Source organism: Caballeronia glebae, from assembly GCF_001545035.1.
Classification (GTDB): domain Bacteria; phylum Pseudomonadota; class Gammaproteobacteria; order Burkholderiales; family Burkholderiaceae; genus Caballeronia; species Caballeronia glebae.
In genome coordinates this window covers 49,608-63,295 of record NZ_FCOJ02000026.1, presented here as the reverse complement: position 1 = coordinate 63,295, position 13,688 = coordinate 49,608, and the positions used below count along the sequence as shown (strand labels likewise).

Annotated in this window: 11 protein-coding genes; 4 read left to right on the top strand and 7 right to left on the bottom strand. The window is 64.7% G+C overall.

Annotation, left to right across the window (positions count from 1 at the left end; translation table 11 throughout):
• Nucleotides 1-160: 160 nt before the first annotated feature.
• Both AWB82_RS18915 and AWB82_RS18910 read right to left on the bottom strand, forming a co-directional pair.
• Nucleotides 161-1,165, bottom strand: a complete 1,005-nt coding sequence (locus AWB82_RS18915) for a cation diffusion facilitator family transporter (RefSeq protein ID WP_086969865.1) — start codon at nt 1,163-1,165, stop codon at nt 161-163.
• 25 nt (nt 1,166-1,190) lie between these two features.
• Nucleotides 1,191-1,568, bottom strand: a complete 378-nt coding sequence (locus AWB82_RS18910) for an ArsR/SmtB family transcription factor (protein WP_235023348.1) — start codon at nt 1,566-1,568, stop codon at nt 1,191-1,193.
• A 108-nt stretch (nt 1,569-1,676) separates the two neighbouring features.
• On the opposite strand from AWB82_RS18910, the gene AWB82_RS18905 reads away from it, so the two are divergent.
• Entirely contained in the window at nt 1,677-3,536 is a 1,860-nt protein-coding gene (locus AWB82_RS18905) for a tetratricopeptide repeat protein (protein WP_086969863.1), read from the top strand.
• Between the two features lie 40 nt (nt 3,537-3,576).
• On the opposite strand, the gene tcuC is transcribed toward AWB82_RS18905, so the two are convergent.
• Nucleotides 3,577-4,872 (bottom strand): MFS transporter, encoded by a 1,296-nt coding sequence (gene tcuC, locus AWB82_RS18900; RefSeq protein WP_086969860.1) that lies wholly within the window; start codon nt 4,870-4,872, stop codon nt 3,577-3,579.
• Between the two features lie 243 nt (nt 4,873-5,115).
• Here tcuC and AWB82_RS18895 point away from each other — a divergent pair, with 243 nt between their 5' ends.
• From AWB82_RS18895 to AWB82_RS18885, 3 genes are all read left to right on the top strand, one after another.
• Nucleotides 5,116-5,628: a GNAT family N-acetyltransferase gene (locus AWB82_RS18895; RefSeq protein WP_086969858.1), complete on the top strand. Its 513-nt coding sequence runs from the start codon at nt 5,116-5,118 to the stop codon at nt 5,626-5,628.
• Nucleotides 5,629-6,149: 521 nt separating this feature from the next.
• Nucleotides 6,150-6,707 carry a hypothetical protein gene (locus tag AWB82_RS37160; RefSeq protein WP_143756773.1) on the top strand — a complete coding sequence of 186 codons (558 nt, stop codon included), beginning with the start codon at nt 6,150-6,152 and terminating at the stop codon, nt 6,705-6,707.
• Nucleotides 6,708-6,761: 54 nt separating this feature from the next.
• The gene (locus AWB82_RS18885; protein WP_086969854.1) at nt 6,762-7,472 is read left to right on the top strand and encodes a DUF2968 domain-containing protein; all 711 of its coding nucleotides are present in this window, start codon (nt 6,762-6,764) and stop codon (nt 7,470-7,472) included.
• An 88-nt stretch (nt 7,473-7,560) separates the two neighbouring features.
• Here the strand turns inward: AWB82_RS18885 and AWB82_RS18880 are convergent, their stop codons facing one another.
• The 4 genes from AWB82_RS18880 to AWB82_RS18865 form a co-directional block, all read right to left on the bottom strand.
• On the bottom strand, nt 7,561-8,967 hold the full coding sequence (locus AWB82_RS18880) for a gamma-glutamyl-gamma-aminobutyrate hydrolase family protein (protein WP_086969852.1): 1,407 nt from the start codon (nt 8,965-8,967) through the stop codon (nt 7,561-7,563).
• A gap of 162 nt (nt 8,968-9,129) precedes the next feature.
• Nucleotides 9,130-10,887, bottom strand: coding sequence for a cation:proton antiporter (locus tag AWB82_RS18875; RefSeq protein WP_086969850.1), 1,758 nt, complete (start codon nt 10,885-10,887; stop codon nt 9,130-9,132).
• A 220-nt stretch (nt 10,888-11,107) separates the two neighbouring features.
• Entirely contained in the window at nt 11,108-11,446 is a 339-nt protein-coding gene (gene glnK, locus AWB82_RS18870; protein WP_086969848.1) for a P-II family nitrogen regulator, read from the bottom strand.
• Nucleotides 11,447-11,595: 149 nt separating this feature from the next.
• Nucleotides 11,596-13,650, bottom strand: a complete 2,055-nt coding sequence (locus tag AWB82_RS18865) for an NAD(+) synthase (protein WP_086969931.1) — start codon at nt 13,648-13,650, stop codon at nt 11,596-11,598.
• Nucleotides 13,651-13,688: the final 38 nt, after the last annotated feature.

The window sequence follows — 13,688 nt, the reverse complement described above, 5'->3', positions numbered from 1 at the left end:
GAAGCGTCACGTCGAGGGTCCGTTCACATATTGAAGCGGCCCTTTATGGGGCGGCCAAACGGCGCGCCGCGCTTCTTGCATCGCCCCCGATTTCGGGCGTTCGCATGGCCGTTTTTTATAGGTGAACAGACCCTAGTGTACGCCCGCGAAACCTCCGCGCTCAGTGAGCACGGCCTCGCTCGCTGAGCACGCAAGCGTGGCACGCCTCGCCGAATTCCACCTGCACGGTCGCGTGATGCATCGAATATCCGCTGCGCAATGTCGTGACGACGTCCTGCACGAATGCATCGCCGGGATGGCCTTGCGGCATCACGAGATGCACGGTGAGCGCGTTTTCGGTCGTCGAAAGCGCCCAGACGTGCAGATCGTGTACGTCGCGCACGCCGGGAAGCTGCGTCAGATACCGCTCGATTCGCGACAGGTCGACCGAAGGCGGCACGGCGGCCATCGCGAGGCGCATCGCGTCGCGCCCGAGGCCCCAGGTGCCGTAGACGATCACCGAGACGACGACGAGGCTCATCAGCGGATCGAGCCAGCTCGCGCCCGTGAACATGATGATGAGACCGCTCACGGCGACGGCGGCGGAGATCGCGGCATCTGCGGCCATGTGAAGGAAGGCGCCGCGCACGTTGAGATCTTCCTTGCTGCCGCGCATGAAGAGCCACGCGGAAAAGCCGTTCACGATCAGGCCGAGCGTCGCGACGATGAACACGTCGAACCCCGCGACGGGCGCCGGATTGATGAGACGCTGGATCGCTTCGAGCACGATCGCGCCGCACGCGAACAGCAAGAGCGCGGCGTTGGCGAGCGACGCCAGAATCGACGAGCTGCCGAGGCCGAAGGTATAGCGCGCATTCGGCTGGCGCGTGCCGAGCCACACCGCGCCCCACGCCAGCAGAAGGCCGAGTACGTCGGAGAGATTGTGGCCGGCGTCGGCGAGCAGCGCGGTCGAGTGTGCGAGAAAGCCGTAGATGGCCTGCACGACCACGATCAGCACGTTCAAACCGACCGCGAGCGCGAACGTGCGGCCCTGCCCTTCCTGCGGCGCGCCGTGATGGTGATGACCATGTCCGCCGTGCCCGTGCTCATGACCGTGCGAATGCCCGTGAGCGTGCCCATCGTGATGCTGGTGATGCTCGTGTTCTTCGTGCTGATGCGTGCTCATCGGCGTGCTCGTAGTTCGGTGAGGTTCATTCGATATCCGCGGCGTCGGCTTGCGGCTCCGCGATGTGCTCCAGCAACTCGCCGAGCATCCCGCTGATGTGGCGATCCGCCGCCACGTAGAACACCTGCTTGCCCTGGCGCTCCGCCCGGACGATGCGCGCGGCACGCAAAAGCCGCAGATGATGGCTCACCAGCGACGCCGACAGCCCGAGCAGCTCCGCGATCGCCCCGACCGCCCGCTTTTGTTCGACGCACGCGAGCACGATGCGCAGGCGCGTCGGGTCGCCGAGCAGACGGAACAGATCGGCGAGCGGCACGACGCGGTCATCGGAGGTGATCGGACCGGCGGTGGGAGACGGATCGGATACCACGGGGACATCACCAAGATATGAATAGGTGTTCATATGTTAAGTGCCATCGCCGCAACATGTCAATGCGCTTTGGCGGAGCGCGGTCGCCGGTGTGGGAAAATGCGGGGTTTGCTTTTCCGGGACAGCAGTTGTCCCCCGTCAATGGACACCGTATTCGCCCGCGGTTTCGCGGCCCATCGCGACGGTCGCCTGACCGACGCGGAGCGCGACTATCAAGCCGCGCTCGCCGCCGAACCCCTTCACGTCGACGCCTTGCACTACCTCGGCGTGCTGCGCCATCAACAAGGCCAGCACGCGGAGGCGGCCGAGCTCGTGCGTCGCGCCGTCGATCTGCGCCCGACAGATGCCGGCCTGCAGCTCAATCTAGGCAACGCGCTGAAGGCGCTCGGCCGCCTCGACGACGCGATCGAACGCTTTCGCAACGCGCTCACGCTCGCGCCGGGCTTTCCGCTCGCGCAGTACAACCTCGGCAATGCCTACACGGCGGTCGGCCGTCACGAAGACGCCGCCGACGCGTTCGAAAAGGCGCTTCGCCTGCAGCCGAACGATCCGGCCGCGTGGAACAACTTCGGCAATTCGCTTTCCGCGCTGCGTCGCTTCAAGGACGCCGCGCTCGCGTTCAAGCGCGCCCTCGCGCTACGTCCGCGCCATGCCGGCGCGCACAACAACCTCGGCATGGCGCTGAACGCACTCGGCGATACCCCCGGCGCGATCGCGCACTTTCGCGCCGCGCTCGACGCCGAGCCGAACTACGTCGCCGCGCACTTCAATCTCGGCAATCTGCTCGAAACGCACGGCCATCCGGGAGATGCGCTGCCCGTGCTGCAAAAAGCCGTCGCCTTGCATCCGCATTTCGCGCCGGGTCATTTCGGGCTCGGTCACGTGCTCGCGAAGCTCGGCCGTCACGATGACGCCGTGCCGCACTTCGAGCGCGCGATCGGGCTCGATCCGAAATACGGCGTCGCCTGGCTTGCCCTCGGCAACGCGCATCTCGCGCTCGGCGCGCATCGCGCGGCGCTGCGTGCGTACGACGAAGCATTGCGCATCGATCCTTCGATGCCCGCCGCGCATCTGAACCGCGCGCTCGCCCTGCTCACGAGCGGCGATTACGCGCGCGGTTTCACCGCCTACGAATGGCGTTTGCAGACGCCCGGCAGCGAACCGCCGCCGCGTTTGCCCCGCTGGAACGGCGAGCCGATGCTGGCCCGCACGTTGCTCGTGCGCGCCGAGCAGGGTTTTGGCGACACCTTGCAGTTCGCGCGTCTGGTGCCGTTTGCGGCAAAGCGCGTCGGCAAGCTGGTGCTCGAAGTGCAGCCCGCGCTCGTGCCCCTGCTCGCGCCCGCCGCGCACGCCGCGCGCATCGAACTGAGGAGCAAATCGGACGGCCTGCCGGTGTACGCGGACGCGTTCTGCCCGCTGCTCAGCCTGCCGCTCGCGCTTGGCATGACCTCGCCCGATGCGATTCCGTCGCGCGCGCCCTATCTCGTCGTGCCGGCCGATTACCGGCGCAAGTGGCGCGGCTCTATCGGCGGGCAGCAGAAGCGCAAGATCGGCATCGCGTGGTCCGGGCGGATTCAGCCCGGCGAAACGCGCTCGGTCCCGGTCGCGGAGCTGGCGCCGCTGTTCGCGCTCGAAGGCATCGACTGGATCGTGCTGCAGCCGTTCGTCACCGAGCGCGAGCGCGATGTGCTGCGCGCGCATCCGAACGCGAAATCGATCCATCTGCTGGAAAATCGCCTCGAAAACTTCGCGGACACGGGCGCGATCGTCGATCGTCTCGACGCCGTCGTCTCCGTGGATACGTCCGTCGCGCACCTTGCCGGCGCGCTCGGCAAGCCGGTCTGGGTGATGCTGCCCTTCGCCGCCGACTGGCGCTGGGGAGTCGATAGCAGCGAAAGCACGTGGTATCCGGGCGCGCGGCTCGTGCGCCAGCGCGCGCCGGGGCAATGGCGCGAGGTCGTCGAGATCACGGCGGCGGCGCTGGCTTCGCTCCCCGAATAAAAAATCCCCCGCAGGGGATTTTTTTGACTCTTCGGTCAGGTCACGCCGTTTTGTACTGATTGCGCGCCTCGGGCGAGCGATACAGCACGAGCGTCGCGATCAGGCCGCAGATCGCGGCAAGTCCCATCCACAGTCCAGGCGCGGCCTTGTTGCCGGTCGCATGGATCAGGTACGTGGAGATCGCGGGCGTGAAGCCGCCGATGGTCGTGGCGAGGCTGTAGGCCATCGAGAATCCGGTCGTGCGCACATCGACGGGCATCACTTCGGTCAGGGCGACCACCATCGCTCCGTTGTAACTGCCGTACAGGAACGAAAGCCACAGCTCGCACATCAGCAGCCGCACGAACGACGGCTCCGCGACGAGCCATTGCACCACCGGATACGACGTCAGAATGGTGAGAATCGTGAAGGCGAGCAGCACCGGACGGCGCCCGACGCGATCCGACAGCGCGCCCGTGAGCGGCAGCCAGATGAGATTCGAGAGGCCGACGCACACGGTCACGACGAGCGCATCGGTGGCGGACAGCTTCAGCACTTCCTTGCCGAAGGTCGGCGTGTACGCGGTGATCATGTAGAACGACACCGTCGTCATGATGACCATGCCCATGCCGGCGAGCACGATGCCCCAGTTCTGCGCGATCGAACGCGCGATCTCGCCCATGCTCGGACGATGCTTCCGCGCAAGAAACTCGTCGGTTTCCCGCAGCGACCGGCGCACGATGAAGAGAAACGGAACGATCAGGCAGCCGATCAGGAACGGCACGCGCCAGCCCCAGGCGGTCATCTGCTCCGGCGGCAAGAGGCGATTCATGATGACGCCGATCAGTGCGGCGAACACCACGGCGACTTGCTGGCTGCCCGACTGCCACGAACAATAAAAGCCCTTGTTGCCCTTGGTCGCGATCTCGGACAGATACACCGAGACGCCGCCCAGTTCCACGCCGGCCGAGAAACCTTGCAACAGCCGCCCGCCCAGCACGATGATCGGCGCGAGCGCACCGATGGTCGCGTAGCCGGGCACGAGCGCGACGCACGCGGTACCGACCGCCATCAGCCCGAGCGTGAGGATCAGGCCCTTGCGCCGCCCGTGGTGGTCGATGTACGCGCCGAGCACGATGGCGCCGACCGGCCGCATCAGGAAACCCGCGCCGAAGACGGACAGCGCGAGCATTAGTGAAGCGAATTCGTCGCCGCTCGGAAAATAGGTTTTGGCAATCGCCGAGGCGTAATAGCCATAAACCATGAAGTCGTACATTTCAAGGAAGTTTCCGCTGACGACGCGAAACACAGTCTTGAACTTAGACTCGTTGGCGGGTGCTACGTGGGCTGTGGACATGACTTTCTCGAAAGAGCTGTGGGCGCACTTCAGTTTTGCGCCGTCGCAGGAACCGTTCACGGCCGCCTGGACGCGGCCGTCCGACACGACGGAGGGCGATTTTGTATCTTCTTGTGTAAATGCGACGCCCTCAATCTTAACGCCGCACCGCCCGCGACTGTACACAACTTCGTTCAATTTCGCCCAACAAAGCTTAAAATACAATTACATACGCCTAACTTTTAACTTACGGTGTACCAAAACATGGACGTAAAGATCTTGCTGCGCACGGCGACCGCCGCCGACACCACGCTCATCGCCTCGATGCACGCGCTGAGTTGGGCATCGGCGTATCGGGGCATCCTGCCGGATGCGTATCTCGATCGCGACCTGAGCGCGGAGCGCGCCGCGCACTGGCGCACGCGCATGAACGACGTCGCGGCCGGCGCGGCAAGCGTGTTCATCGCGGAGCGCGAAGGCGAGCCGATCGGCTTCATCTGTCTCATCGAGCCGGATGCAAAGGGCAGCGTGCTCGTCGACAATCTCCACGCGCTTCCCGGATATCGCGGCCTCGGCACCGGCACCGTGTTGCTCGAAGAAGCGGCGCGCTGGGCGCGCGCTCGCGGGGCGCGGGAACTGTGTCTTTCCGTGCTCGAAGAGAACGCGGCGGCGATCGGCTTCTACGAATCGCGCGGCTGGAAGCTGGCCGCGCGCGAAGCCGACCACATGGCGGGCATCGACCTCGTTTCTCTACAGTACGTTTACCCACTCGACTAGACACGAGACAGAAATTCAGTCAATAAGCATTCCTGTCAAAAATTGACAATAGGAATCCTCTGGTCGCCGGAAGCGTAACGATTTCGTATGATCGCGGGTCGAAATTTCGGCCTTCCTCGCGATGGTTGTTGTTCGCGTATAAACCGGCTCCGCAAGGCGTTACGCAGCCCGCGCCCGCCAACGAGGTCGCGACGCGCACACAGCCGGCCAAGCCCGCGTCGGCGCCGACGCAACTCGCGGCCACCGCCGCAGCCACGCAGGATCGCGCCGCCAAGGTCGCACGGACACCGAAAGCGCCGACGGCGTCGGCAACCAACGCTGCCCCCAAAGCAGACGCCAATAATTCGGCACCGCGAAGAACGGCGACCGTTTCCGCTGCGACGGCACTGCCGCCGGCAAAACCTGACAGGCGCGTCACTGCCGCAGCGGCGGAGCACAAGCACAGCGGGCGCGCGAAAGCCGTGCAGACGGCTCAAGCGAAGCCGGGGCGGTCGCGCGCCCATGCATCGGCGGAACGTGTCGTGAAGCAGGAATCCACGCCGCGCGCCCGCTCGACACCGTCTGTCAATACGGCGAGCCGGCCCGTGAAGCAGGAACTCGTGGAGCGCGCACGCTCGACATCGCCTGTAAATGTGGCGAGCCGCCCGGCGAAGCAGGAACTCGCGGAGCGCGCATATGCGACACCGCCTGTAAATATGGCGAGCCGCCCCGCGAAGCAGGAACTCGCGGAGCGCGCATATGCGACACCGCCTGTAAATATGGCGAGCCGGCCTGTGAAGCCGGAACCCGCGCAGCGCGCACGCTCGACGCCGATCGAAACGATCGCGAGCGGTTCCGTGACTCGCGAACCCCCGCCGCGCGCGTATGCGTCGCCGATGAAACCGGTCGCGAGCGTGCCCGTAAAACCCGAACGCACGCGGCATGCGCAAGCTCCGCTGTTCGCAAGAGCAACGAGCCGCCCCGCGACCGCTTCCGTTTCGATGGACCCGGAGACGCTCTACTCGATGCTTCAGCACTCACCGACTCTCGACAACAACGCGACCCCGTCCGGTCGCGGCGCTGCGAACGGCGCGCACTAACCGGCGCACTATGCACCAGCAGCACGATCAACCTTTCCGGCCACGATGCCAAACATGACGCAACTACGTTATCTCCGTTACGCGACGCTCACGCTCGCCCTGACCCTCTGCGGTCTGTTTGCGCCGGTCACGAGCACGTTTGCCGCGAAGGTCGCGCCATCGACTTCCGCGAGACGCGAGCCCGCACAGTCCGCGCCCGAAGACTTGTCCGACCTGAACGCCAATTCGAACGCGCCCCGGGTCGATGGCAACATCGACGAATTGCAGAAACTCACGCAGGCGGGCGGCCTCGCCGAATTGCGCGCGACGCGCAACGGCAGCTACGGCGCACGGCTCTACTTCCTCGCGACGGAAATGCTGTACTACGTCGCGCTGTCGCAGGACGCGCGCTGGTGGCGCGTCGTAAAGACGCAGGACGCAGCCCGCGCCGAATCGATCTACGCGCAGTTCTCGCGCAAGAGCTTCGAACTCGCCGATGGCGAAATCCGCCGCGTGCAATTGCAGGCGCAGAAGGAGTTGCTCGATCGCGTGATCGCGAAATCGGCGGATCGGGCGAACCGTCTCAGCGCCGATCTCGAACTTGCACAGCAGCAGGATTCGCAGGTATCGCAGCGTCAGCAACAGTTGCAGGCTGAATCGGCCGTGCTGCAAACAGACAAGCTGGAAGCCGAACGCAAGCTGCGCACGCTGCAGTTGCAGGTCGAACAGCTGCAGAGGCAGACGGAAGCCGGACTCGCGCCGGGAAACCTGCCGTCCTCGCGTTGATATCGGCAATACGCGCCTGAAGACGAAACAGGCCCGCTCGAACCGAGCGGGCCTGTTTGCTTTACGAAGTGACCGGAAGCGTTGCGCGTCAGAAGCGGGTTTCGCGCGCGACGCGCAGGAACGTGTCGAGCAGCGGCGTGCAATCGAGCAGTTCCGCGCCGCCCGCGCGATGAAACTCCGGATGCCACTGCACGCCGACGACGAACGGCGCCTTCCGGTACCGCACCGCCTCGATGATCCCGTCCGAGGCCGACACCGCCTCGATGTTCAGATCGCGCCCGATCGTCTTCACCGCCTGATGGTGGATCGAGTTGACGATCGCCTCGCGCTGGTGCGGGAACATGTTGACGAGCGTGGAGCCATCGGGAAAGCGGATCGAATGCCGATGCTGGTCGTATTGCTCGTTGACGTGGATGCCGGCCGTGGGCACGTCCGTGGCGATGTCGCCGTAGAGCGTCCCGCCGAACGCCACGTTGATCAACTGACAGCCGCGGCATACACCGAGCACGGGCTTGCCCGACTCGACGAACTCGTGCAGCAGTTCCAGCTCGTACATGTCGCGCACGCGGTCGCCGGGCCATTCGGGACGCGTCGTCGCTTCTTCGTATGACTGCGGCGAGACGTCCGCGCCGCCTTGCAGCAGCAGGCCGTCGAGATGTTTCGCGTAGTCGCGCAGACGGATATTGCTCGTGTGCAGCATGCCCTGATTGCCGACCGTCGGAATCATGAACACGAGCACGTCGCGCGACATCACCCAATGCGCGATGGATTCTTCCAGATATTGCAGCGTCTTGCCGCGCAAGCCTTTCGCGCCCGGCTCCGGATGAAAGATGCGCGCCGATACGCCGATGCGCAGCGTGCGCTGCGTCATGCGCTGTCCCGCGCGATCGAAAATCTGCCGTGCACGCGCCGCGATCACGCGGCCGAACACGGACCACGCGGAGTCGGATTGCCTGAAATACGCGGGTTGAGCCGGCGCGGCGGTCTGTTCGGTCGATGGCAGCGGCGGCGGATTGAGCGTGCTGAAATCCGGCGCCGCGGTGAATTCGGGCGGCAGGACCGTGGCGCGCCCGGTCGGGGAATCCGACGCGGCGGATTGCGCGTTGGCCGTGCTGGCGGCTTCCGCGTCGGTCGCGGCTTCGAAATTCTCGGCAAAGCTCGCCTTGGGTTTTCCGGATGCGCGCTGCCTCTCGCGCACCTCGGCTTCCTGCGCGGCGGTCGCGCTCGCCGCCGATGCGCGCGCCTCGCGGGCGTCCTGCAAGGCTTCGTCGCGGCGGGCCTGCGCGACATCGACCGCCTCGACACCCGACGCGCTCGAAGGCGCATCCGTCGATGCGCGTTCGGCCGCGCTCGCCTTCGGGCCGGGCGCTGCGGCCGCTGCCGCCGCTTCGGGCGGCGCCGTGGGATTCGCGCTTCGTGGCGCCGCCTGAGAATCCGCGCCGCTTCGGCGCGCGTCGGTGCTGTTTGCGTCGTTGGAGGTTTTGTTATCGCTCATTCTTGATTCAGGCGTTCGAACGCCATAGGGAGAATGGACAAGCCCCGATTATCCGCCTCAGAACAGCACGCGGCAAACCAGCACACATTTGGTCACATTGGCACACATTATCGCGGGAACCCGTCGCGCGCGGCTGTCAGGGCAATCCCGCGAAGAAAGCCGTCAATGGTCGCGCGTCTCTTCGAAGGTTTCGCGCAGGGCGATTTGCATCGTCGCGTGGATTTTCACGCACCAGCGCCACAACACCGTCAAGAGCAGCGCCACGCAGAACAGCACGGCGATCATCAGGCCGAACGGCGGAAGGATGCCGCCCGAGAGCGCCGCGACGAGCAGGAAGACGCCGAACATCGCGACGATCGGAATGAGGCCGGAAATCGCCAGGCGGATTGCGCGTGTGAAGCGCCCCGCTTTCGCGGGCTGCACGCTCACTTCCGCGAGCAGAAGCGCGAGCGATTCGAGCTTGCGATACACCGCGACCAGAAACGGCAACGCGACCACGAGCGCCGCGCTCCACAGCACGACGCGCTGCGCGTTGTCGGTATCGAGCCAGCGCGAGAGATAGCTCGACGCGAACGGCGCCGAATACGACGCGGCGAGGAAAATAGCCGAGACGAGCGCGAGATTCACCGCGATCTGCAGCACGATGCGCCGCGTCATCGAGAAGAGCGTCGGGCCGCCGGAAGCGGGCGTCAGGCTCGCGAGCCATTGCGAATAGAGACCGAACGTGTGCGCGAGCGGCGCGGGCATCGCGCGCGAGAGGCGCGCCGTGAGCGGGTCGGCGGCGCGGATCAGATACGGCGTGAAGAGCGTCGTGAGCGCGGACACGGCCACCGCGATCGGGTAGAGAAAGCTGCTCGTGACCTTCAGCGAAAGCCCGAGCGACGCGATGATGAACGAGAACTCGCCGATCTGCGAGACGCTCATGCCGACGCGCATCGACGTGCGTCCGTCCTTGCCGGCGAGAAACGCGCCGAGCCCGCACGACACGATCTTGCCGAGCACGACGGCGATCGTGATGACGGCGATCGGCCACGCATAGTCGACGAGCACCGTCGGGTTCAGCAACAGGCCGATGGTGACGAAGAAGATCGCCGAGAACATGTCGCGCACCGGCGCGATCAGATGCTCGATGCGCGCGAGATGGCGCGACTCCGCCATGATCGCGCCGATCAGGAAAGCGCCGAGCGCGATCGAATAATCGAGCTTCACGACGAGCAGACAGAAACCGAAGCAGAAGCCGAGCACGGTGACGAGCAGCATCTCGTCGCTCTTCGCGCGCGCGACGTAGTTGAGCGCGCGCGGCACCGTGAGAATGCCGACGACCAGCGACACCGTTATGAAAAGCAGCAGCTTGCCGAGCGTCACGACCGCGACGCCCGCGCTCACCGAGCCCGTCTGCGCGATGCCGGAGAGCAACACGAGCATTGCGATCGCGAGAATATCCTCGACGATCAGAATGCCGAACACGATCTGCGCGAAGTGCTCGCCCTTCATGCCGACCTCGGAGAGCGCCTTCACGATGATGGTCGTCGACGAGATCGCGAGCATCGCGCCGAGAAAGAGCGAGTCCATCGAGTTCCAGCCGAACCAGCGCCCGATCTCGTAGCCGACCCAGATCATCAGCACGATTTCCGAGAGCGCGGCGACGAAGGCGGTCGCGCCGACCTTGAACAGCTTGCGCAAGCTGAATTCGAGCCCGAGCGAAAACATCAGGAAGACGACGCCTAACTCGCCGAGCGTCTGGATCGTCGCTTCGTCGTGGATGAGATTGAACGGCGGCGTGTATGGCCCGATGATGACGCCCGCAGCGATGTAGCCTAGGACGACCGGCTGCCGCAGACGGTGAAACAGCACCGTCACGACGCCCGCGATGGCCATGATCACCGCGAGATCCTGAATGAAGCCGATCGCATGATGCATCAACTATTTCCTTACAAAACAATTATGGGATAGCCGATGTTACCGCGCGGACGCGAATTCCTGCCTTCCGACGAGCTATGCGGTCGAAAAATCAGGATGACGGCGCGCATCGCGCTGGTGCACGGGCGCATCGGGAAGACGGGGAAAGAAAGGCCCGCGTGAATAGCGGGCCCGATATGACTTGAAAAGCGGTGTGACGCGTTGAAAAAGACCGCGGCGCTCAGACCGCCGCTTCGTTTTCCTCGCCGGTGCGGATGCGGATCACGCGCTCGACTTCGGCGACGAAGATCTTGCCGTCGCCGATCTTGCCGGTGCGCGCGGCGCCGATGATCGCATCGATGACCTGATCGGTTTGATCGTTCGCGACCACGACTTCGATCTTCACCTTCGGCAGGAAGTCGACCACATATTCCGCACCACGATAAAGCTCGGTATGCCCCTTCTGACGGCCAAAGCCCTTCACTTCCGTGACCGTGAGACCCGTGAGGCCCACTTCGGCTAGCGCTTCGCGAACTTCGTCGAGCTTGAACGGTTTGATGATGGCGGTGATGCGTTTCATGGCGTGCCTCGCGTAAAGGTCGATTCAGAGGGTTCGAAAAAAGTCGTGTCCCGCGCGGGACAGATGTTTTCGATTCTAGCCGCGTTTCATCGAGCAAGCGGTCCGGAAATTCGCGAGGCGTTCACCAGACGATCGAATATCGCGCGGTATCACTCTTTCGCCGGGACGCGTTCGAGGTCCGCGAGCCACACCGTCGCCTGCCCGTCGCTCGGCGCGCGCCAGTCGCCGCGCGGCGAGAGCGAGCCGCCCGAGCCGACCTTCGGCGCGTTCGGTATGCATGAGCGCTTGAACTGGCTCGTGCGGAAAAATCGATCCAGAAATATCCGCAGATTCTTGCGTATCTCGCCGAGGTCGTATTGATTGCGCGCGACCGTCGGGCCTTCCGGCCACGCGCCCGCATCGCGATCGCGCCACGCATGCAGCGCGAGAAACGCGACCTTCGTTGGTGCAAAGCCGAAGCGCAGCGTGTAGTAGAGGTTGAAGTCCTGCAGTTCATACGGACCGATGACGCTCTCCGTCTTCTGCTCCACCACGCCGCTCGTCTTGCCGGGGATGAGTTCCGGGCTGATGTCGGTGCTCAGGATGTTTTCGAGCACATCGGTTCCGCTTCCGCCGATCTGCCCCGACTCCGCGACCCAGCGCACCAGATGCGTGATCAAGGTCTTCGGCACGCTCGCATTCACGTTGTAGTGGGACATGTGATCGCCCACTCCATAGGTGCACCAACCAAGTGCCAGTTCGCTCAAATCTCCCGTGCCGATCACGATCGCATTGTTCAGGTTCGCGAGCCGGAACAGGTGGCTCGTGCGTTCGCCGGCCTGAACGTTCTCGTAGGTGATGTCGTATTGCTCCGCGCCCGTGCTATGCGGATGGCCGATGTCGGAGAGCATTTGCGCGCAGCTCGGCCGGATGTCGATCTCGCTCGCCGTGCAGCCGACGACTTGCATCAACTCGCGCGCCTGCCGCAATGTGCGGTCGCTGGTCGCGAAGCCGGGCATCGTGTAGGCGAGGATGTTGGCGCGCGGCAGTCCGAGACGATCCATCGCTTTCGCGCACACGAGCAGTGCATGCGTCGAGTCGAGTCCGCCCGAAATGCCGATGACGACCTTCGACATGCCCGACGATTGCAGCCGTTGCAGCAGCGCCTGCACCTGAATGTTGTAGACCTCGTTGCATCGTTCGTCGCGGCGCGCGGCGTCGGCGGGCACGTAAGGAAAGCGCGCAACGCGACGCGTGAGCGGCAGCTTTGCGTCGGCCGGAACTGCGAGCGGAAATTCGATCACGTCGAACTGCGCGACTTCGTCGGCGTGCCGGTGCGTCGAACGGCCGAAGGTGGTTTGCCGCATGCGCTCGCGCGAGAGCCGTTCGAGATCGACATCGGCGTAAATGAGATGCGACCGGTCCGAGAAGCGCTCGGATTCCGCGAGCAGCTCGCCGTTCTCGTAGATGAGCCCTTGCCCGTCCCAGGCGAGATCGGTGGACGATTCGCCGTGTCCCGCCGACGTGTACAGATAAGCCGCGACGCATCGCGCCGACTGCTGCCCGACGAGCTGATGCCGATACGCCGACTTGCCCACGACGATATTCGACGCCGACAGATTCACGAGCACGGTCGCGCCCGCGAGCGCCGCGAACGACGACGGCGGAATCGGCACCCACACGTCCTCGCAAATTTCGACGTGGAACCGAAAGAGCGGAAGGTCCCTGATCTGAAACAGCAGCGACGCGCCGAACGGCACGCTCTGGCCGCACAGCGTGATCGTGTTCGTGGCCGCGGCATCGGCCGGGCTGAACTGCCGCGCCTCGTAGAACTCGCCATAGTTGGGCAAATAGCTCTTCGGCACGACGCCGCGAATGAATCCGTCGGCGATCACGACCGCGCAGTTGAAGAGCTTGTGCTCGGCCCGGATCGGCGCGCCGACGATCATCGCGATATTGAGTCCCTTCGACGCGTCCAGGATGCTTTGCAACGCATCCTCGCAGGCATCGAGCAATACGCGCTGATGAAAGAGGTCGTCGCAGGTGTAGGCGGACACGCCGAGTTCGGGGAACGCGACGAGCACGGCGCCGTGCGCGGCGGCTTCTTTCGCCAGTTCGATCGTCTGCGCCGCGTTGAATGCGGGATCGGCGACCTTGCAGGACGGAACGCCGACCGCGACGCGCGCGAAGTCGTGGCTGTACAGGTTGAAGAAATTTCTGCTCATGGTCGACATGGATGTGCGCGTGTTGCTGCGGGAACGAG